The organism is Geodermatophilus siccatus, assembly GCF_900103785.1.
In the GTDB taxonomy this organism is placed as follows: domain Bacteria; phylum Actinomycetota; class Actinomycetes; order Mycobacteriales; family Geodermatophilaceae; genus Geodermatophilus; species Geodermatophilus siccatus.
The window spans coordinates 124,730-144,494 of record NZ_FNHE01000003.1 but is presented as its reverse complement, the minus strand read 5'-3'; the positions used below and the strand labels follow the sequence as shown (position 1 = coordinate 144,494).

The 19,765-nt window shown below is 72.6% G+C and carries 19 protein-coding genes and 1 pseudogene; 8 read left to right on the top strand and 12 right to left on the bottom strand.

Annotated features, from left to right (window positions below):
• Nucleotides 1–43: 43 nt before the first annotated feature.
• Nucleotides 44–733: an RNA polymerase sigma factor gene (locus tag BLS21_RS06585; protein ID WP_091215478.1), complete on the top strand. Its 690-nt coding sequence runs from the start codon at nt 44–46 to the stop codon at nt 731–733.
• Between the two features lie 19 nt (nt 734–752).
• Here the strand turns inward: BLS21_RS06585 and BLS21_RS06580 are convergent, their stop codons facing one another.
• Together BLS21_RS06580 and BLS21_RS06575 are read right to left on the bottom strand one after the other, a co-directional pair.
• A complete protein-coding gene (locus BLS21_RS06580; RefSeq protein ID WP_091215475.1) occupies nt 753–3,518 on the bottom strand; it encodes a peroxidase family protein in 2,766 nt (921 codons plus the stop codon).
• A gap of 189 nt (nt 3,519–3,707) precedes the next feature.
• Nucleotides 3,708–3,893 (bottom strand): hypothetical protein, encoded by a 186-nt coding sequence (locus BLS21_RS06575; RefSeq protein ID WP_091215472.1) that lies wholly within the window; start codon nt 3,891–3,893, stop codon nt 3,708–3,710.
• A 190-nt stretch (nt 3,894–4,083) separates the two neighbouring features.
• On the opposite strand from BLS21_RS06575, the gene BLS21_RS06570 reads away from it, so the two are divergent.
• Nucleotides 4,084–4,581 (top strand): hypothetical protein, encoded by a 498-nt coding sequence (locus BLS21_RS06570; protein ID WP_091215470.1) that lies wholly within the window; start codon nt 4,084–4,086, stop codon nt 4,579–4,581.
• Nucleotides 4,582–4,636: 55 nt separating this feature from the next.
• Here BLS21_RS06570 and BLS21_RS25790 read toward each other — a convergent pair.
• Together BLS21_RS25790 and BLS21_RS06565 are read right to left on the bottom strand one after the other, a co-directional pair.
• Nucleotides 4,637–5,043 (bottom strand): annotated as a pseudogene (locus BLS21_RS25790) (transposase); the annotation flags it as partial.
• Nucleotides 5,031–5,471 carry a hypothetical protein gene (locus BLS21_RS06565; RefSeq protein ID WP_091215467.1) on the bottom strand — a complete coding sequence of 147 codons (441 nt, stop codon included), beginning with the start codon at nt 5,469–5,471 and terminating at the stop codon, nt 5,031–5,033. The gene BLS21_RS06565 and the pseudogene BLS21_RS25790, both read right to left, overlap by 13 nt.
• A gap of 127 nt (nt 5,472–5,598) precedes the next feature.
• On the opposite strand from BLS21_RS06565, the gene BLS21_RS06560 reads away from it, so the two are divergent.
• Genes BLS21_RS06560 through BLS21_RS06550 form a run of 3 tightly spaced genes read left to right on the top strand, consistent with a single transcriptional unit; the run spans nt 5,599 to nt 6,782 of the window.
• Entirely contained in the window at nt 5,599–5,889 is a 291-nt protein-coding gene (locus tag BLS21_RS06560; RefSeq protein ID WP_091215463.1) for a transposase, read from the top strand.
• Entirely contained in the window at nt 5,886–6,311 is a 426-nt protein-coding gene (locus tag BLS21_RS06555) for an IS3 family transposase (RefSeq protein ID WP_175479463.1), read from the top strand. The genes BLS21_RS06560 and BLS21_RS06555 overlap by 4 nt, the downstream gene beginning before the upstream one ends.
• Entirely contained in the window at nt 6,312–6,782 is a 471-nt protein-coding gene (locus BLS21_RS06550; protein WP_091215457.1) for an IS3 family transposase, read from the top strand. It begins immediately after the preceding gene.
• A gap of 346 nt (nt 6,783–7,128) precedes the next feature.
• On the opposite strand, the gene BLS21_RS06545 is transcribed toward BLS21_RS06550, so the two are convergent.
• The 3 genes from BLS21_RS06545 to BLS21_RS06535 form a co-directional block, all read right to left on the bottom strand.
• Nucleotides 7,129–7,623, bottom strand: coding sequence for an RICIN domain-containing protein (locus BLS21_RS06545; RefSeq protein ID WP_245700183.1), 495 nt, complete (start codon nt 7,621–7,623; stop codon nt 7,129–7,131).
• A gap of 864 nt (nt 7,624–8,487) precedes the next feature.
• The gene (locus tag BLS21_RS06540; RefSeq protein WP_091215452.1) at nt 8,488–9,078 is read right to left on the bottom strand and encodes an RNA polymerase sigma factor; all 591 of its coding nucleotides are present in this window, start codon (nt 9,076–9,078) and stop codon (nt 8,488–8,490) included.
• Between the two features lie 117 nt (nt 9,079–9,195).
• Nucleotides 9,196–12,240, bottom strand: coding sequence for a BTAD domain-containing putative transcriptional regulator (locus BLS21_RS06535; protein ID WP_091215450.1), 3,045 nt, complete (start codon nt 12,238–12,240; stop codon nt 9,196–9,198).
• Between the two features lie 195 nt (nt 12,241–12,435).
• Between BLS21_RS06535 and BLS21_RS06530 the strand changes: the two genes are divergently transcribed.
• Entirely contained in the window at nt 12,436–12,735 is a 300-nt protein-coding gene (locus BLS21_RS06530; RefSeq protein ID WP_091215447.1) for a hypothetical protein, read from the top strand.
• Nucleotides 12,736–12,803: 68 nt separating this feature from the next.
• Here the strand turns inward: BLS21_RS06530 and BLS21_RS06525 are convergent, their stop codons facing one another.
• The 5 genes from BLS21_RS06525 to BLS21_RS06510 form a co-directional block, all read right to left on the bottom strand.
• Nucleotides 12,804–13,889 (bottom strand): catalase family protein, encoded by a 1,086-nt coding sequence (locus BLS21_RS06525; protein WP_091215444.1) that lies wholly within the window; start codon nt 13,887–13,889, stop codon nt 12,804–12,806.
• A 183-nt stretch (nt 13,890–14,072) separates the two neighbouring features.
• On the bottom strand, nt 14,073–14,576 hold the full coding sequence (locus tag BLS21_RS06520) for a DEAD/DEAH box helicase family protein (RefSeq protein WP_091215441.1): 504 nt from the start codon (nt 14,574–14,576) through the stop codon (nt 14,073–14,075).
• Nucleotides 14,577–14,678: 102 nt separating this feature from the next.
• On the bottom strand, nt 14,679–15,995 hold the full coding sequence (locus BLS21_RS06515; RefSeq protein ID WP_175479460.1) for a Dyp-type peroxidase: 1,317 nt from the start codon (nt 15,993–15,995) through the stop codon (nt 14,679–14,681).
• Between the two features lie 11 nt (nt 15,996–16,006).
• The gene (locus tag BLS21_RS25055; RefSeq protein WP_175479459.1) at nt 16,007–16,441 is read right to left on the bottom strand and encodes a hypothetical protein; all 435 of its coding nucleotides are present in this window, start codon (nt 16,439–16,441) and stop codon (nt 16,007–16,009) included.
• Between the two features lie 627 nt (nt 16,442–17,068).
• Nucleotides 17,069–18,181, bottom strand: coding sequence for a DUF2235 domain-containing protein (locus tag BLS21_RS06510; RefSeq protein WP_091215434.1), 1,113 nt, complete (start codon nt 18,179–18,181; stop codon nt 17,069–17,071).
• A 372-nt stretch (nt 18,182–18,553) separates the two neighbouring features.
• Here BLS21_RS06510 and BLS21_RS06505 point away from each other — a divergent pair, with 372 nt between their 5' ends.
• Nucleotides 18,554–18,952 carry an MmcQ/YjbR family DNA-binding protein gene (locus BLS21_RS06505; protein ID WP_091215431.1) on the top strand — a complete coding sequence of 133 codons (399 nt, stop codon included), beginning with the start codon at nt 18,554–18,556 and terminating at the stop codon, nt 18,950–18,952.
• Complete coding sequence (locus BLS21_RS06500) at nt 18,949–19,761, top strand: glycoside hydrolase family 16 protein (protein WP_217636024.1); 813 nt, start codon at nt 18,949–18,951, stop codon at nt 19,759–19,761. Before BLS21_RS06505 ends, BLS21_RS06500 begins: the two co-directional genes overlap by 4 nt.
• Nucleotides 19,762–19,765 lie beyond the last annotated feature (4 nt).

The window sequence follows — 19,765 nt, the reverse complement described above, 5'->3', positions numbered from 1 at the left end:
CGACAGTCGTCCCACCAGCGAACGGCCGCCACGGAGGACCGACATGTGCACGCTCCACGACAGCCTCGACGCACTCCCCCAGGACGACCCGGGCCGCGGTGCACAGCGGTGCACCCCGGGCCCGGGCACGGCCGGCCAGCCCGACCCGGCGGCGCTCGTCGAGGCCGCCCGGCGCGGCGAGCCCTGCGCCTGGCAGGGGCTCGTGCAGCGGTTCACCCCGCTCGTCCGCGCGATCACCAGCAGGTACCGGCTCGGCGAGCACGACGCCGAGGACGTCGCCCAGGTGACCTGGCTGCGCCTGGTGGAGCACCTCCACCGGCTCCGCGAGCCGCTCGCGCTGCCCGGCTGGATCGCGACGACCGCTCACCACGAGAGCCTCCGCCTGGCCCGCGGCCGCGCGCGGACGCTGCCGGTCGACCCGCTGGACGACTCCGCCCAGGCGTTCCTCGAGCACGACCCCGACGTCGACGCCGACCTGCTGCAGGCCGAGCAGGTCGAGGCCGTGCGCGAGGGTCTCGCCGACCTGCCGACGGCGCAGCGCGACCTGCTGCTCCTGCTCGTGGCCGACCCCCCGCTCAGCTACCGGGAGATCAGCGCGATGCTGGGGATGCCGATCGGCAGCATCGGCCCGACCCGGGCTCGCACCCTGGCCCGCCTGGAGGCCACGCCGGCGGTCAGCCGCTACCTGGCAGCGGACCGGCGTGGGGTCACCCACCGGCCGTGTGCGGCGTGAGGGTCGCGGGACCGGCAGGTCAGCGCCACGGGGCGAACGCCGCCTTGCCGGTCCCGACGACCCCGGCCAGCTCGGGGCAGTGGCGCCGCACGACGTCGGCCATGCTGCCGCGGGCGACCCAGTCCATCCCCAGCGGGGTGTACACCTCGGGCCGGAAGTCCACGGTGAGGAACCGGTCGCTCTGCAGCCGGCGGGACGCCATGAGCAGGAAGACCCGGAACGCCGTGTCGCTGAACCCGAAGCCGGCGGGCGGGGTCTCGGCGAGGAGGCCGACCACGGTGTCGACGTCGTCGACCGACGGGTACAGCCGCTGCAGCGCGGCGAGGGTCTCCGGGTCGGTCGTGAGCTCCTCGAACCGGCTGATCCGGGGCATGTGCAGCCCGGCCCGGAAGTCGTTGTAGCGCGGCACGCCCCGCCGGCGGGTCCGCACGACGTCCACCACCGCGAGGTCGACGATCTCGCCGTCCCGCTCGAAGTGCCGCAGCGCGTCCGGGAAGTTGTGCAGCGTGATCGCGCCCGGGTGGGCGGTGCCCAGCGAGCGCAGGGAGTTGGCGAGCCCGATCTCGCGGAACACGTCCTGGGTCTTCCGGCCCGAGATGTCGTCGAACCCGAGCTCGCGGACCTCCCCGGTGGCGGAGTCGACGAAGGCGTAGCGGTCGGGGATGAGGGGGTGCATCCGGTAGACCGTCACGAACTCCTCGGTGAGGGAGAACGGGACGCCGGAGTGGTCGGGCCGGGTGCGCGGGATGCCGTGGACGGCGTGCGGGTCCAGCAACCGGAGACCGAGGCGGGTGAGCCACTGGTCCGGCGCGCCCCGCCAGTTGACCGACATCGCGGTGTCGAGGGTCTTCGTGCCGAGGATCGCCGGCGTCCACTCCACCGTGTGGATCTTGGCGATCAGCGCGGAGACGACCAGCCGCGCGGTCTGGTACGTCCGCTCGTCGTCGAGGTGCGGGTACTCCTCCTGGAGGGCGTCGCACACCGCGTTGTGCTCCCGGGCGAACAGGGTCTGCAAGGCGCTGAGACCCAGCCACCAGCTGTCGGAGAACCCGGCCAGCACCACCTCGCCGGGGCCGGTGGGCAGGTGGCCGTCCTCGAGGCGGAGCCGCGCGCCGCGCCCGCCGTCCTCGCGCAGCTGGGCCGCCTTGTCGGGGTCGCTGCCGTAGACCTCCGAGCCGTCCCACCAGTGCGAGACCTGGTTGCGGTCGCCGTCGTCCTCGGCGATGCGCATGACACGCTCGGGGCGGCCGTCGGTCGTGTTGCGCCATCGGCGCTCGCCGGGGAGCGGGAGGTCGATGCTGCGCTCGCCCACCGGGTGGCGGCGGTGCTGCACCCAGTCGTGCACCTGGAACTGGATCCAGGCCGCGGCGAGGACGTTGAGCGAGGGGGCGGGGATGAAGCTCTTCCGCGCCAGGAGCTGGTCGGCGACCTCGACCGGGTCGGGGAGGTCGGACTGGCGGGAGTCGACGGGCATGTTGCGGCCGAACCGGGCCCCTGTGGCACCCATGCCGGGGGACGACAGGTCGTTCCAGCAGCCGTCCGCGGTCCGGTGCGCCACCGCGTCGGCTGGAGGCTCGGCTCCCGGCGTCCGCACCTCGACCCGGGCCGGCAGGTCGGTGTCGATCAGGTTCTCGCGGCGCAGCTGGCGGCGCAGGACCGCCAGGTTCAGCAGGGCCAGCCGGGAGGGCAGGCGGTGCCACGGCCACCGCCGGTTAACGCGGGCGAAGACCCGGCCGACCAGCCCGTTGAGCAGGACCGTCCGTCGCGGTTCCTCGGTCACGAACCGCTGGTGCAGGCGGTGGGCGCTGCCGGCCTCGTAGGCCGCCCGCCGCGCCCGGTTGAGGTTGCCCAGCGGCCGGAACTCGTCGGTGGTGTTCCAGGGGTTGAAGGCCAGCCGGTCGACGCGGTGCTCGACGAGGCGGGCCCGTGCGGTGCCAACGTCCTGGCGGGGCAGGACGAGGCGGGCCACGGACTCGTACCGGACGAACAGCCACCTCCGGGCCGTGTTCTCGACCGGTGTCCGCCGCTCCGAGACGTAGCGCTGCACCTGCAGGTCGAACTCGACGTCGCCGGCCGCCAGCCGGCGGGCGAAGTCGGTGCGCAGCGCGTCCGGGCCGGTGCTCGGCGGGACGGCCGGGGACACCACCGGGTGCAGGCGGTAGCGGACCGGGCCGGCCTCCCCCCAGAGGATCGCCCCGCGGCTGTAGTACCTCTCCCGGGCGAGGCTCTCGGACCGGCGCGTGGAACAGAGGAGGTTCCCGATGATCCGGACGGTGGCGAACGGGCCGACCCTGCGGGGCAGCCGCAGCGCCAGGGACAGCAGCTTCGACACCCTCGACGTCCGTCCCGCCACCGCCGAGGCCATCGCCACGAACTCCCGGGCGTTGGCTGCCGGGGACACGGGCCAGTTGGTCATCAGCAGGTCGTGCACCGCGTCCCCGCCCGCGTGCACCCGCAGCGCGACGCCGCGCAGGTCCGGGGCGCTGTCGGGCTGGGCGGCCCCGTTCGCGTTGGAGAACCGGACGGTGACGGGGAGCTCGGCGCCGGGCCGGAAGCAGCCCCGCTGCAGGTCCTGCGGCAGGTCGCGCCGCACCCGCAGGCAGGCGTCCTCCACGGCCAGCACGGTCTTCGCGTGGAAGGCACGGTCCACGGTCGCCGCGCCACTCGCCCCGCGGTTCCGCTCCTGCACCAGCATGAGCTCGCGGGCCAGCTCCTCGAAGCCCTGCAGCTCGGCCTGCTCGTCCTCGCCGTCGTACCGCTCGTACACCTGGTGTCCCACCGGCATCGTTCCCCCTCGTGGTCGGCGAGCCGTGCCCCGCACCGGGCCACTTTCCTGGAGGAGGCGGGCAGAGCCGAGCTGATACAGCGTCACCAGGCGGTGTTCCGTCAGGGCACCAGGTCACCGCGAGCCCCGTCCCGTCCACGGAGCCGCCCCCGGGTGCGCCGTGCCCCGGCCGGGGAACGGCCACCACGGTCACCGGCTCCGGCCGAGCGCGGTGGTGGTCCCGTCGGGCACCGGGTCCGGTGCGGTGCCCATCGCCCGCCCGGCCTCCCGCGCGGCCGCGGTCGAGGCGAACACCCCGCGCTGCACCGCCGAGAACCCGGCCACGATGTAGACCAGCGGCACGAACACCATGATCGCGATGAACGTGAACTCCACCAGCGCCGACCCGCGCTCCCCGGCGACCGTGACGCCCCGGTGATGCTCTGGTGACGCACGTCACGAGAAGCTCTCACCTCGCATCCATCACCGACCTCTGCGCAGGGACGCCTCCCACCCGATCACCAGCGCCGGCGATGTCCCAGAAGGAAGGCGGCGGTCCCAACCGGGCTCCGCTCGACCATGTGGGGTGTTCATGAATCCGCGCCGTAGTGCCCTTGCCCTTGCCTTGGCGTTGCCCGCCTCGCTGCTCCTCGGCCCCGCCCAGCCGGCCGCCGCCTTCGGCGGCCACACCGTGACCGTCACAGGCGGAATTGTCCTCAACGACGACGAAGGGGACTTCGACAACCCGAGCCAGAGTGGGATCGATTTCACCCGCAAGATGGGGCTCACCCACCTCGCTCCCTCGTCATCGATCTTCGTGTCGTACTGCCACGGTGATGAGGTGCGGGGAGAGTTCACCGTCACGGCAACCCTGCAGGCCAACGACGACGTGGTCTGGCAGCCTCACCTCAAGTTGTACGAAGGCGCGTCCTGCGACACTTCCGATCTGGACGGGGAGCTCTCCGGTCAGTTCCGCACCCTGCCACCGAACTTCCATCAGGAAGCAAGAATCTTCGTCCCGAACTCGGACGAGGGCGGCGACTGGGCCAGCGTGAGATATGACGTGATCCACGACGTCGCCTGACTCGATCCGTGGGTCGGCTCGGGTGGTGATGACCGGATGCCGCCTCCATGGTGCCGCGCAGCGCGAGGGCGATGCGTAACGCGTCGACCACGAGGTCGGAGGTCATCCGGGCGCCGATGGAGTAGCCGACGATCCGCTTCGGAGCAGGCGTACTCGACCGCGCAGGGATAGAGCTTGCCCTCGGCGGTGAGGTGCTCGGTGATGTCGGTCCGCAACAGCTGGTCGGGGTGTTCTGCGGTGAAGTCGCGCAGCACCGTGTCGTCGTGTACCGGCGGGCAGGCTTGCGGCTCAGACCACGCTTGCGTGAGTGCGCCGACCACCGCCGCTGTGAGCTGCACAGCCGGCTGACCCGGTTGCGGGAGGCCGCCCGCCGCGTGCGGCGAGCTGGTCGGCGATGAACCGGTAGCCGAACTCCGGGTCGTCGTGATGGATGTCGATCGCGACGTTGATCAGGAGCGCGTCGTCCGATCCCGTTGGCCGTGCCTCCCGTGTGGTGGTTGACCGCCTTCCTCCGATGGTCTCGACGGCTTTCGTGTCCCCAGCGATGCTTCCAGGAAGGGAGGCAGAAGGGGCACCTTCATCTTCAGTCCGGTGTACCTCCACTTCTCCTGGCGAAGTGGGGTCAACCGCCCACGCTCGTCCCGCTGCCACACACGACCTGCGGAGTCGCGGAACTCGAGATGTGGCAGGGCGGCCTTCACCGACTGAGCACCGATGGTGGCGATCGACACGCCTACGAACTGGAGGCTGACTTCCACCTCCCGCGACACGGACTCCGCGTCCGTCCCGGCCTCTGACGGGAGCTTGCGCTCGGAGGTCGCTTTGGCGAGTACCTGGCCCATTCGGTAGGGCTCCTTGACGCCGGGCACCCAGACGTTGACGTCGTACACCGGGGCGTCACTGGTGTTGCTGACGAACAGGATGCGCTGCTGTCGGCCGCTCTCGTTCCGGCTACTGAAGTGACCCCCGTCGGCTGAACACCTCCAGACTTGGCATCAGTCAAGGAGGGAGGGCCCTTTGGGCCGACGGAGCAAGTACCCCGAGGAGTTCCGGCAGCGGGCAGCGCAGCTGGTCCTGGACAGCCGGCGCAGCGTCCGTGACGTGGCGGGCGAGCTGGGGGTCAACCACGAGACGCTGCGGAACTGGGTCGCGGCCGAGCGCCGTCAGCGGGCCGAAGGGCCGGCCGCGCTCACCGCCGATGAGCGATTCGAGCTGGCCCGGCTGCGGCGCAAGGTCGCCGAGCTGGAGCTCGAGCGGGAGATCCTGAAAAAAGCCGCGGTCTTCTTCGCCCGGGAGACGGGCCGGTGAACCGCGGAGTGCTCTGCGAGTTCATCGCCGCGGAGAAGACCAGCTACGGCGTGCGCCGTCTCTGCCGGGTGTTCGGCATCAGCCCGACCAGCTTCTACGCCTGGGCCGCTCGTCGCGGTGGCCCGACGGCCGCCGAACTCGACGACGCCTACGCCATCGAGGCCGCCCGGGTCGCGTGGGAGGAGCACCGCCGGATCTATGGCGCCCGCCGGCTGACCGCCGAGGTCCGCGACCGTGGCCACGCCTGGAACCGCAAGCGGGTCGCCCGGCTGATGCGCCTGGGCGCCATCGAAGGAGTGCACCGCCGGCGGCGCGGCAAGTACGGCCGCCGGGCCGCCTCGACGGCGACCGCGCCGGACCGGGTCGAGCGCGACTTCACCGCCACCGCGCCCAATCAGCTGTGGGTCGCCGACATCACCTAACTGCGGACCTGGGAGGGCTTCGTCTACCTGGCGGTCGTGGTCGACGCCTTCTCCCGCAAGGTCGTGGGCTGGGCGATGGCCGACCACCTGCGCACCGAGCTCGTCCTCGACGCCGTCGGGATGGCCATCACCACCCGCAAGCCGCTGGCGGGGACAGTGCATCACACCGACCGCGGCAGCCAGTACACCTCCTACGAGTTTGGCAAGGCGCTACGTTCCTCCGGCCTGCTGGCCTCGATGGGCCGGGTCGGCTCGGCGTTCGACAACGCGATGGCCGAATCGGTGTTCGCCACCTTGAAGACCGAGCTGATCTACCGCCGCTCCTGGCCCACCCGCCATGAGCTGGAGATGGAGGTCTTCTCTTACCTCGAAGGCTTCTACAACACCCGCCGCCGGCACTCCCGGCTCGGCAACCTCAGCCCCACCGACTACGAGAACATGCGGCTGGCACAGAACGAGGTGTGCGCCTGACGGGGGTCACTTCATACCGACCCAGGCGGCGATGCTGCTGGCCTGGGCACGCTCCTTGTCGAGGACGCTGCGCCGGTAGGAGAGGGCGGCGACCGTGAACGAGCTGCTGGTCACTATGGTCCCGATCCAGGTTGGGACGTTGCCCCAGTCGAGCCCCAGCCAGCCGCTCACACGAACCCCTGCCGTCGCCAGTCTGGCTGCTGGACGGTACAGGCGTCGTGCGCTGCTTACGGCCCTCGACGTGCCGAATCTGCTAGGTCTCGTTGCTCGCCGGTCCGCCACCCACTCCGGCGTCGTGGGCCGCACCGAGGCTGCTGGAATGGCAGCCGGATCAGCGTAGGCGGGATCAGCCGAGCGAATTCCAGTGCTGCCACCAGCCACTGTGGCAGGGCCACACGGTCACGTCGCTGCCCGCTTTGTCCAGGCACATCGGCACTGTTGAACCGCCGATCACGTCCTGGAGCAAGGACCGCACCTCCGACCACCCATCCGGGGCGGGGGTGATGTTCCACAGCTGGTCAGAGCTCCCCACGCACACGTCCTGCACGATGTTGGCCCCCCTGACCGCCTCGCCTTGGATGGTCAGGCACTTACCCGTGTGCTGGACCTGCAACTGCACCAACGACGACCCACTTGTGGCGACTGGTTGCCACAGCTGGTTGCTTGCGCCCACACAGCGCCAGACCCTCACCTCAGCACCGTTGTAGCGGGCTGCTCCGGTGACATCCAGACACTCAGCCGACTGGCGATTCATCAGTTGGTGGAACCCGGGCAGCACCGTGGCTGACGCCGGGCTCGCCGCACCGAGCGTGGCGGCGACGAGAGCTGCCACCACCAGCATCACCCTCAAGGGTCCTCCAGCGGCACAGGCGCGCTGCCATGGTGTCGGGAATCGCCGGACCTCTCTGTTCGATGACATCGTTTCCTCCTTGGCGGGAGTGGACAGCAACCGCACTCGGGTCGCTGGTCTCGAAAGGACGGAGCGCGGCAGGTCCCAGTGGGAGGCGTCCTCCCAGGCGGCCTGCCCGCGATGTCCGGGTCACGGCAGTCCGTCGGGCAGCGTCAACGCCTACCCGGTGGCCCACGGAGACGTGCAGCGTCTCTCGTGCCATTGCCTCAAGAAGAGGTGTTCGACGGTCGCGTTTCCGCGGCCGGCGCTCGTGGATGTGAAGTCCCATGATGTCCGGCTCGATCCCCTGGATCCGGCCGGAGAGGGGTCACCACGAGGGAATCAAGCCTCCTCGCGAGCCCCATGGCAGTCAAGGCACGTCGTGCGGCAGGCGGACGAGGCGTCTGCCTCGAGACACCGGGAGCTCCACCGACCACGGCAACCAACTCAACGAGTTCCCGCTACGCCCCGGTATGTCGACGACGCTTGAGAGTCGACCGCTTGGCGACGGTCGGGAACTGACCCTCCCGAGACCCTGGCTCGGGTCGCGCCGGGGGAGGAACCGGGGTGTTGTCCGTGGAGGACTGGGCGCAGATCCGCCGACTGTCTCGGGCCGAGGGGTTGCCGATCAAGCGGATCGCGCGGGCGCTGGGGATCTCGGAGGAGCACGGTGGAGGCGGCGCTGCGCAGCGACGGGCCGCTGAGTACGGGGTGTCACCCGACGCCGGGGACGGTTCGGCAGGACACGTGCCCCCGCGGCCTGCTGTTGCGGCCGCGGGGACACGGACGGCGACCCCTCGTCGGATCAGCGCACGGTCACCGCAGGGCCAGGTCCTGGAGCCCCGCCGTGGCCAGCGACTCCCGCAGGCGGGCGAGGATCCGGGCGCGCGTCGGGCCGATGCTGCCGACCGGCATGCCCAGGCGGGCGCCGATCTCCTGGTAGCTGATCGCGGGAGTCGCGAGCAGCAGCTCCATCAGCTGCCGCTGCCGGTCGGGGAGGTCGGCCAGCGCGCGACGGACCAGCTCCTGCTGCTCTCGCCGCAGCGCGGACACCTCGGGCCCGTCCTCGTCGAGGCCGTCGTCCCGGACGCCGCCCCCGGCGCCGCGGTCCTCGTCCCAGTCGGTGAGCTGTTCACGGCCGCCCTGCCGGATCACCTGCAGGCACACCCGCTGGGCGGTCGTCTTCAGCCACCCCGCCACGTGCCCGGGCTCCCTGAGGTCGGCGACGTGCTCGACCAGCCGCAGCCACGTCGTCTGCACCGCGTCCGCGGCCTGCGCCTCGTTGAGCCGGAACCCGCGGACGACCGACCACAGCAGGCCGGCGTACTCGTCGACGATCGCGTCCCAGGCCGCCTGGTCGCCCTCGGCAGCGCGGTGGACCAGCACGGTGACCTCGGCAGGCTCCATGTCCCTGTTCCTCTCGTCCGCTCGGCGCGTCGCGCCGACACGGGAGAGGTTCGAGAGGCCGCGCTAGCGGAGCGCCAGCCGGACGAAGCCGCTGCTCAGAGCGGGGAGAAGCGGGCCTCAGCCGCGGGGGGTCAGCCGCTGCGCGAGCGCGCGGGTGCGCGGCTGGGGCGGCACGCCCAGCTCGCGCAGCATCTGCTGGCAGCGACGCAGGGCGCGGTGCGCGTCGACGAGGTCGCCGTCGGCGAGGTGGACGGCGACGAGCAGCTGGTGGGCGTCCTCGGAGCAGTCGTCGGCCCGGAGGGCCCGCTCGGCGAGGGTCCGGGCCGTCGGGGTGTCCCCCCGCGCGAGCAGCAGGTTGCCGGCCCGGACGGCGCTCGAGACGAACCTGCCGCGCAGCCGGTCGCGCTCCCACTCCAGCCAGGTCCCGCCGGCCACGTCGGCGAGGAGGTCCCCGCCCCACAGCTCGGCCGCCTGCAGGTAGGCGGAGAGTGCCGCCGAGGGCGCGCCCTGGCGCTCCAGCCGGGCGGCCTCGTCCAGGGCCCGCTCGAACTGCAGCACGTCGATCTCCAGCGCGCCGTCGGTCACCAGGTGCAGCACCGGGCCGGCACTCCGGAGGAAGTACGGCGGGTCGAGCTCACCGCGGTCGGGCTCGAGGACGTTCTGCAGGTAGGCGAGGGTCACGCGCAGGTTCCGGCCGGCTGCGGCGTCGTCGAGGTCGGGCCACAACTCCGAGGTGATGGCGGTCCTGGTCGGCCGGTCGTGGGTGAGCAGGTAGCCGAGGAGCTGGCGCACCCGCTCCCGGCGCAGCTCCGGCGCGGCGACGACCACGCCGTCGCGGCGGAGCTCGAGCGGGCCGAGGACGCGCAGGTGCAACCGTGCGGTCGGCACCGCCGGGATCGCGCGCAGCAGCGAGCGGGCGGTGGCCGCGAGGGTCGCGGGTGCCGTCGCGGCCTGGGCCCGCAGGGTCACCCGGGCGGCGGGGCCGAGGTCCTCGACGATCGCCCGTGCGCCGTCCTGACCGGCGGCGACCAGCCCCACGGCCAGCTGCGCCGTCCACGGCACCGGCAGGAGGGCGCGCAGGACCGGCCAGGCGCTGGGCGGGACGGCGCCGGCCGCGGCCGTCGACCCGCGCTCGCGCAGCTCGACGAGCGCCCGGGCCCCGGCGTGCAGGTCGGCGAGGGAGCCGGGCGGCGGGTCGGCGTCCCAGCGTCCCCGGACCTCGGGCAGCAGCACGTAGAGCAGCGGCAGCGCGACCGGGGAGGCCCGCAGCGCACCCGAGAGGCGCCCACCGTTCGACGGGACGATCGACCGCAGGGAGGCCGCCGCCTGCTGCTCGTCCCCCGTCGACAGGGCGTGGAAGACCTCGGCCAGCGTCCGGGCGAGCGGGGCCCAGGCGACCAGGGAGGCGCCGAGGACCGGCCGGTACCTGCCGAGGAGCTCCGCTGCCTCCCCGTGCCGCCCCAGGACGTCGAGCACGGACACCGCACAGGTCACCAGTTCCGGCGAGGTCAGCACCTTGGCCGGCTGCATGTCGGCGAGCAGGTACGGCAGCAGCCGCTCGGCATCCTCCAGGCGCCCCCGCAGGCGGAAGGACTCGAGCAGGAGGCACCGTGAGATGCCGTGCACCGGGGTCGCCGGGTGGGACAGCGACCGGCGGGCGAGCACCTCGCCGGCCGCGGCGTCGCCCAGCCTGAGCAGGACGAGGTGGGCGTGCAGCCAGTCCTGCACCGGGTTCGGCGGTGTCCGGGTCGACAGCCCCGGGGCCGCCAGCGCCGAGCGGACCTCGTCGACCGAGTGCGCCAGCATGCCCTGGAGCAGCGCGACGAACGCCGGGGCGCCGGGGTGCCCCTCCCGTGCCAGCTCCTCCAGCTCCTCCAGCAGGAACTCCAGCCGCCGCCGGTCGTTGCCCCAGAACGCCAGGTGCACCAGCGCGTTCAGGCACGCGTAGCGCACAGCGGGGGCCCCGTGCGCACCCTCGAGCGCCTGCACCAGGAACTCCTCGGCCGCGCTCGGGCTGGCCTGCTCCGCCGCCATGGCGGCCAGCAGCAGCCCCTCGGGGCTCTGCTGCACCTCGGGCGGCAGCCGGTGCAGCCACCCCTCCAGGACGTCGGTCGGCACCAAGGCGGTGCAGCACTCGCAGACCTCGACGACGAGCCGGCGGACGTCCTCCCACGCCCGGGCGTCGAGCAGCAGGCCCATCGCCTCCTGGTACTGCCCGCGGCCGCTCAGGACGGCCGCCGCGGTCCGCCGCGCCTCCGCCACCTGCCCGGAGTCGAGGTGGTGCTGCAGGGCAGCGGCCCACAGCCCGTGCAGCGACCACCACCCCGAGGGCGAGCGCACGACCAGGGGCAGCCCCTCGAGCAGGGACCGCAGGTCCACGTCCTCACCCAGCAGCGCCGCGGCGATCTCATCGTCCGCGCCGCCCACGGCGACCAGCAGCGCGAGCGCGTGGCGGCGCTCCGGTGACAGCTGGGCGAGCAGCTCCTCCCAGACGTACCCGCTGACGGCGAAGGGCCCCGCCGTGGCCGTCAGCTCCGCGAGGGCCGGCCAGCCGCCGACGTCGTCGAGCAGCTCCGGCGGCACGCCGCGGGACTCGGCGAACGCGGCCACCTCGTCCTCGCGGAACTGCAGGTCGGTCTCGCGGAGGACCACGGCGTCGCCGCTGGCCACCAGCCGGGAGACCGACAGCGGCAGCGGCGGGCGGGAGGCGAGGACCAGGTGCCCGTTCCTCGGCAGCTCCCCGACGAGGTGGCGGAGGAACTCCGCAGCCGGCGACCCCGGCAGCACCAGGTGCACGTCGTCGAGGATGAGGGCCACGTGGCGCGGGGCCGCGCTCCACAGCGCCTCGGCCACCGCGACCGCGGCCTGCCGCGGGTCCTCCGGCACCGGGGCGGAGAGCCCGACGGCGGCGAAGGCGCCGGAGGCCAGGACGGACAGCGTGGTGTCGTCCAGCTGGCAGGTCAGCCAGCGGTCCTCCCCCGCGGGCGAGAGGGCGTTCTCGCTGACGGCCTGTCCCAGCAGCGAGGTCTTGCCGAAGCCGGCCGGTGCGACGACCGCGGTGAGGGGGCGCTCGAAGCGGCTCCGCAGGACGTCGAGCAGCCGGGGACGCACGATCAGGTCACGGTTCGCGAGGGGCGGTGCGTACCGGAGCGCCCGGCTCATGAGCCGACTGTAGGCACGGTGCGACCGTCGGCACACCCGCATTCGTTCCGGCTGATGCGCCGCTAGCGATGTGTCCGGCGGGCGGTGTATCAGCACGCGGGGCTCGTGCCTCTGGAGAGTACGGACCCCGTCGGGACCCTGGCCTGGCGTTCTGCGGTCTGCGGGTGTGCGGCCGGGTGCCGGAGGGAGGCGGTCGTGGACGAGAACGACGGGTACCGGTGGGACGACGACCAGCTGATGACGCTCCTGGCCGAGGTGCTGGATCCGGAGGCCGACCGTGCGGAGGCGCCGACGTCCGCCGCGCAGGACCACCGGCCCGCCGAGCTCTCCCTGGAGGACGTCGTCGCCGCGGGGCGGGCCGCGTTCTGCTGGCTCGACGTGGTCGTCACGATGCGGGACCTCGCCCGGCACCTCGGGTCGGCCGCCGGAGCCTCGACCCCCTGCGAGCCCGGCTCCCGGCTCGGCCACTCCCCCACCGGATCGACGACGACCTGAGGGCGCGGGGCGAGCCGCGCTCCGACGTGCGGCCCACTGCGCGGAGTGGGCCGTCGGGGCGAGCGCCGTCAGGCCGGTAGCTCCTCGACGCTCGACGGCTCCCGCTGCTGGACCCCGTTCACCGTGTGCCGGAAGTCGCTGGACCGCTCGTACGCCGCGCGACGGGAACGCATGATCGAGCCCAGGGGGCGGTGGGCCTCCAGCGCGTGCCACGGACTGAACGACAGGACGTCGTCGGCGTAGCGGCGACGGGCGTCGCTGTACGGGTCCTGGGCCGGCAGGTGCAGGACCGCGACCCGGTGGTGCGGGGACAACTCCTCCGGCCAGTGCTTCGAGGCGTCCTCGATCGGCATCCGGCGGACGTCGACGCACAGCTGGGCGCGTACCTCGTACTCGGCGCTGCGGTGGGCGAAGAAGTCCGCGACCAGGTCCCGCAGCGCCGACTCCCCGGCGCGCCTGCCCACGGGCCTGCCGGTGAGCGCCCGCACGTCCTCGGACAGCGGGGCGGCCGAGATCTTGGCGACGTGGTCGCCGTAGCGCAGGGCCGCCATCGAGTGGAAGGTCTCCCCGAGGATGTGGTGGCCCGGCGTGGCCAGGACCTCGGCGATCCGCGGGAGCGGGAACCGGAGGCGGGTGAGCACTCGGGCGACCAGCCTGGTGGACCGCTGCCGCAGGTCGCTCTGGCGGTGCTGCCGCTCGAGCACCTTCTGCAGCTCGACGTACGCACCGACCGTGCCGAAGGGCAGGGTCGGGTGGTTGACCAGGAGGAAGTCCTGCGTGGTGGCACCGTCCTGGACGGCCCGGGGACCGTCCACCCCGATCACCTTGACGGCCATCCCGCGCGGGGCGGGCACCCGGTCGGTACGCAGGTCACCGGGCGAGGTGGAGAAGCGCACGATGACCGGATACGTGCGAGGGGCGGCGAACAGGCCCTGGGCGAGGTGCGCGGGCAGGCCCGGCTCGATGCGCAGCTCGCCGGCGAGGATGCCGTGGCTCTTGGCGTGCGCGTCGCGCAGGCCGTGCCTGTGCTTGGCGGAGACCTGGCGGTTGGCGCGCTCCATCGCCGCGAGGATCCGGCGGACGATCTCCTCCTCGTCCGGGAACGGCTGCTCCAGGTCCGCCCGGTAGCGCACGTAGGGCTGTGCTGTGGTCACGGGTGCCTCCCCGAGTGTCGCGGTCGGTTGCTGAGCAGCGCATGACGGGGACGACCGACCAGGAAGTACTGGCTGCACCTGCTGCTCGGGCGGTGGCCGGACCTGCTCGACTGGCCGCACGATTGCGATGTCCACTGGCAGCACGTGGCCCCGGCCGCCGCGGGGTTGCTGGAGGTCGTTGCATCAGTCGCTCGGGAGCCGGCGGGCGCACATGAGGGTGACCGGCGGGTGGACCAGGGGCGGTGATGGTTGCGGCCGCCCAGTCCGCGCGGACCCGTCCCCAGGGGGCGCGGCACCGGTCAGCGGGTCGCGGTCGAGCCGGTGCGGGTGGAGGTGGCCAGGGGCATGGTGTCCTCGCCGGGGGTGCTCCGGTCGTCGCGCCAGCAGGTGGAGGCGGTGGGCGAGGGCGGTGTGCCGGCGTCCGGAGCGGTTGGCGCGCACGGCCTGGGCGAGGGCGCGGGGTGCGCCGACGAGGACGACGAGCTGCTCGGCGCGGACGACGGCGGTGTGCAGCAGGTCACGCGGCACCTCGCCGGCGCCCACCGAGGGCTGCTGGTCGACGTCCCCGACCAGCGGCAGGTCGGGCACCGAGGACTCATCCACCACGATCAAGTCCGCGTCCAGTGGCCGCTTCCGGGCGCAGGCCTCCGGGTCCCCGGTGTTCCAGGGATCGGCGGGGTCGGGCATGGGGCGGCGCAAGCGGGGTCTTCGCCTCGGCGGCCGAGACGTCGTCAGGAACCTTCCCGCCGTCGGGGCGATCGCGGTCATCAGCGTCTCCGGGCCGTCGCCTCAGGGTGCGGACGTGTCGCCCAGGAACCGCAGAGCGGTGATGCTGGGGACGAAGAAGTACTCGCCGCCGCGCACGGTGACGAAGCGGGGAAGGCCCTTGAGCCGGCGCGGAGGCCGTCCCTGCCAGGTGAAGTTCCCCCCGCCCGGTCCGGAGATCGGATCCGGGTCGTTCTCCAGATCGTCGAAGCGCGGCGCGTTGATCCACTCACGCTGCACGAACTCGTACTGGCGCTCGATGCTGGCGTTGAGGAAGACCCCGACCAGTCCGCGGTCCGCGCCGTCATCGGGTGCTCCGTCACCCAGCTCGGGGCCGTACGGCAGCCCCCGGCGGATGAGCAGGTGCCGGCGCTCGGAGGGCAGACCGTTGCGCGGGTGGGCGCGGCGGACGTGCGCGCCGCGGGGGCAGCGGTAACCGAGCCGGTCGTCGGCGTAGTCGAAGGCGTTGTTGTGTTTCGCGCAGGAGGCCAGGACGGGGTCGTCGGCCCGGTCGGCCCGCGCGAGCGGTGCTCCACTGGGCCAGCGCCCCATCAGCTTCGCAGCCAGGAGGCCCGGGTCGCCCCTGCCCTGCTCGTGTAGGAAGCGGCGGAATGCGGGGACGTCCTGGGACAGCTTGCGGTACACGGCGTAGGTGCCGTTGTGGCCGAGGATGGCGGGGTGGAGCTGGCACACGGCGTCCTGCTCGTCAGGGTGGCCGAGCAGGAACTCCCCCGGCTTCACCGGCGGCCGGCCGGGCGGTGCGTCCTTCTCCAAGCCGCTGCCGCGCAGGACCGGTTGGGAGATGCCATCCCGGAAGCTGAAGTGCTCGCGCTCCGCGTGCGCGCCACCGAGCGCGGCGGCGCCTTCGCAGCCGACCTCCTCGAGGCCGGCCCCGGCTCGCTCGCGGAAGGCCTGCACCCGCTGATCGAGCTCGCCCTCGTCGTGCGCTGAGAGCATCAGCATCGCGTGCACGCCGCGGGTGGCGAAGGGCGGCTCAGGCTCCCAGTTGTCGGGGAGGTCGTCGCCGACGTCGCCCAGGTGCTCGGCAGCACGCGCGGCCATGCCCTCGCGGAAGTCCGCCGGAAAGCTCTCCAGGGACTCCGTCGGCAGGCCCAGCGCCTCCAGGCCCGGGTGGGCCAATGCCACGTTCGCGCACCACGACGGTGCGGCGTCCCACTCCTCCGCCGTGGTGACCGGATCGGCCATGCCGGCCAGCCATGCACGTGCGGCCGGCACGTCGGTGAACCGGTAGAACAGGTACGCGGCGTGGGGCATGCGGTACCCGCGCAGCACGAAGCCCTGGATGTCGCTGCGGTCCAGCACTGTCGTCTCGCCCTGCACGAGGTCCTCCGTTACTCGCTCGCTGCGTCGAACACGTCGAGCAAGTGCCGCTTCAGCCGCAGCGCGCTGTTCACCTGGCGGACGGTCGCCCTGGGGTAGGCCCGGTAGTAGACCTCCGGCGTCAGCTCGTGTGTCTTGATGTACTCCTTGAACGCCGGGATGTCGGTGGCGCCGCCTTCCGGCCATCCCACGCAGTTGTCGTAGATGAGCTGGAAGGATTCCGTTGCCTTCTTGGCGAAGTCCTCGATGTACTCGTCCCACGTGCCGTCGTAGTCGCTGGCGAACAGCAAGCCTCCCTCGTCCCCGTAGTCGGGCAGGATCACCCACCGGGCGGAGTGGACGGTGCCGATCTCATCGAGGGGGCCGCGCTCGCCTGCGGCGATCCGCGCGGCGACCGTCGCCAGGACCTGCTGCAGTCGCTCCCGCCGACCCGGCTTGATGTGCACGAGTGCAGTGAACGACTGCGTGCCCTCGCTCAACGGTACGGGCGCCGGGTCCTCGGACAGGTCGGCCGTTCGCGGAGTCGCGGTCACGGGGTGCTCCTCTCGGGACAGCGGTCGGGTGCGACGTTCTCCCCCTCCTCTGGACGCGGGTGCGCCCTCGCGGGGTCTCCAGGCGGTCTCCCTGTGCCGCGCCCGAGCAGGACGGGGAGGGCCAGCTGCCCCGTCGGGTGAGCGGCTGAGGCGCGGATCCGAGTGCCGCCAGGGTCCACGCCGACGTGCTCGGCGCGGAACCCGTGGATCGCCGGCCGGGCGTCGTCCGCGCGGCGGTGCCACCCAGATGACAGCTGCTGCTTCGGATTCCCTCCTGAAGCCCGGTCCGGCTCTGGCCGCCCGGGTGCGGTGGCTCGACCCAGCGACACGTCGACCCCTCCTCTCCAGCGCGACCTGCTCCCGCGGTCGGTCGGGAGCCGTGCACGGCGGGCGCAGTGTCGCGGGCAGCCCGTCACCGCAGCGTCACCACACCGGTGATGTCCTCGGTCATGGTGCAGGGCAGTGATCGCCGGGAATCCCGGTTCGGGTCATGACGCGATCAGCGACAGACTGACCGACGGTAGGACCGGGCGAGGCGCCTCAGGGATAGCGGTAGCCCATGTCCTTGAAGTCGGGCTCGACGTCGGTACTAGGGCCGCGCCGGTTCAAGTACGCCCCGAGGCGCGGCGGTCGGTACGACCGATCCTGCTGGTGGCGCAGAACCGCAGTCGAGGCCACGCTCTCGGTCCGTGCGTGACGGTTGCCGATCTCGCGGTGGTGCTTGAGGGACGCCAGGTAGAGGCCGGTGCGGGACTCCCGGAGTCGGCCGTCGTACGTCGGCGCCAAGCGGGGACGGTTGTCGTCGGGCGGATCTTCTGACGGCAGCGGGGGGAAGGCGTCCTGGTTGAACACCAGGCCGCACTCTTTGGCTCGCTGGACCATCCACAGCAGTGCGATGTCGGACAGGGAGGTGTCTGCGTAGCCGCCCCCGACTCCGCAGTGCACGCCGGAGAACCAGACCTGCTCGAGTCGCTGGTCGGCAGGGTGCACGTCACCGTCATGCGGCTCCCAGAGCGTGGGCTGGAAGGGGCCGCGCTTCTCGTCGATGGCAAGAGCGTGGAAGGCGTTCTTCACCTTGGAGCTGAGCTTGGTGTCGTGGAAGGCCCAGCGCTTGTTCAGCCACCCCAGGCCCCGGACCGGGATGCCCAGGGCCCCGACGGTGTCCCAGACGCCGATGAAGGTGATGTCGGGCTCGTAGGAGTACGAGCGACGGAACAGTTCGGACTCGGTGCCGCGGGGATGGGCGCCTCGATCCCGGTACAGCTCGTAGGCCTCGTCGACACGGGAGGCGTGCTGCCGTTTGAGCACGCCGCAGTTGCGCACGAACCCGACCGTGCTCCGCGCGGTGAAGGCGCCTCGGCTGAAGCCGAAGAAGAACAGCTCGTCGCCCTCGTCGTAGTTGTCGACGATGGTCCGGTAGGCCTCCTTCACGTTGCGCGACAGGCCGACCCCGAACGCGCCACCGCGGATCCGTTCACCGCGTGCGGTGCCGACGCCGCGCAGGTAGTAGACGCACTGCACCCAGTTGCCAGTGCCGTTCTTCGCCACTTCCAAGGCCACCTTGGTGACGTTGGTGGGGCAGGGACGTCCCTCCGCGGCCTGGTCCGGCGTGTTCCAGGTGCCGTCGCAGCAGATCACCAGACGCTTGGGCATGGCCCCTCCCTCGGCAGAGAGTCCATCCTGGCGTCGGCCGCGTCACCGCCACGTCACCGCGGCCGCAGTGCCTCTGGCGCCCGTGGAACACCGATCCCGACCGAACAGGCCGACCCCGACCACCCACAGGGTGGTGGGGGACGATCTCGTGGTGACCCGGGGCACCGAGTACCTCTTCACGCGGGAGATGGAGGCGCAGCGCGAGCTCGTTGAGGACGCCCCCGACCGGTCCCCGACTGCGGCGGCCCCTCAGGACCGGTCGACCCCCGGGAGCCGCCACCCACCGCTGGGTGCGCTCTCACGGCCCACGATGCCGACTGGCTCAGTCAGCACCGGAGAGGCCTGGCAGCCGCGACGGGCTAGCCTGCCGGCGTGCCTGGCTGGGAGGACGTGCGCGCCCTCGCCCTCGACCTCCCGGAGGTCGGCGAGCGGACCTCGCGCGGTCATCCCGAGTGGCGGGTGCGCGACCGGCTGTTCGTCTGGGAGCGGCCGCTGCGCAGGGCCGACCTCACCCACCTGGGCGACCGGGCACCGGACGCGCCGCCGCTCGGCGCGTGGGTGCCCGACCTCGGCGCGAAGGAGGCGCTCCTGACCGACGACCCGGACACCTACCTGACGACGCCGCACTTCGACGGTCACCCGATCGTGCTCGCCCAACTGGACCGCATCGACCCCGGCGAACTCACGGAGCTGGTCACGGAGGCATGGCTGGCCCGGGCGCCCCGGCGGCTGGCGCGCGCGTGGCTCGACGACGCCCCGCCGGCCCGGTGAACCGGCCGACCGCCGGCACCGGTCGGCTGGACCGCTCCGGGTACGAACTGGAGTTCGCCGAGGACTTCACCGGCACGGAGGTCGACGCGCACCGGTGGATGGCCCACTACCTGCCACAGTGGACGACCCCCGAGCGGTCGGCGGCCCGGTACGACCTGGTCCCCGGGGTCCTCCGTCTCCGCATCGACGCCGACCAGCCCGCCTGGCGCCCTGACGACGGCGAGCTGCGCGTGTCCAACCTCCAGACCGGGTCGTTCTCCGGCGAGGTGGGGTCCGACCGCGGGACACACCGTCACCGACCCGACCTCCGCGTCGCGACCGCCGTCCCCACCCGCCAGCTGTACACGCCCAGCAGCGGGCTGGTCGAAGCGCGGCTGCGGGCCACTCCGGACCCGACCTGCATGCTCGCGGTGTGGCTCGTGGGCCTGGAGGAGGCCGCACCGGACCAGTCCGGGGAGATTTGCATCGCCGAGCTGTACGGCCACACCGTCGGCCCGGACGGCTCGACGGTGCGCCTGGGCGTCAAGGCCCACCACGACCCCCGGCTCGGGACGGACATGGCCGACGTCCCCCTCGATCTCGACGCCACCGACTGGCACTCCTATGCCGCGGCGTGGGACGCCGGTGAGACGCGGTTGTACGTCGACGACGAGCTCGTCCGGGTGGTCCCGCAGGGCCTCGCCTACCCGCTGGTGCTCATGGTCGATCTGTTCGAGTTCCCCGCCGGGGCCGACCGGGACCCGGCGGCCTATCCGAAGGTCGCCGAGGTCGGCCCGATCCGTGGGTACCGACCGAACTCCGACCGGTAGGGAC